Genomic DNA, 372 nt, shown 5'->3' on the forward strand with positions numbered 1-372 from the left:
AGAGAGTGTTGCTTGAAAAAAAAACTTTAAAAAAAGTTTTGCTAATTCGAAAAAAGTTTTTATCTTTGCACTCGCAAAACAGGAACAACGACAGATAGTTTTTGTTGGAAGCGAAAAGAGTATAAGATCATTGAAATAAAGAAATAACAACCTAGTTAGGAAATAACAAAGCGTAAATTTTAAATTGAGTTGAGTTTAAGGGATACAAACATACAATGGAGAGTTTGATCCTGGCTCAGGTTGAAGGCTAGCGGGAGGCCTAACACATGCAAGCCGAGCGGTATAGATTCTTCGGGATCTAGAGAGCGGCGAACGGGTGCGGAACACGTGTGCAACCTGCCCTTATCAGGGGGATAGCCTTTCGAAAGGAAG

The 372-nt window shown here is 40.1% G+C and carries 1 rRNA gene; it reads left to right on the top strand.

From position 1 onward, the window contains the following. Positions 1-212: 212 nt before the first annotated feature. Positions 213-372: ribosomal RNA gene (locus GNY06_RS00920) — 16S ribosomal RNA — on the top strand; the annotation flags it as partial.

The organism is Elizabethkingia argenteiflava, assembly GCF_009904105.1.
GTDB classification, from domain to species: domain Bacteria; phylum Bacteroidota; class Bacteroidia; order Flavobacteriales; family Weeksellaceae; genus Elizabethkingia; species Elizabethkingia argenteiflava.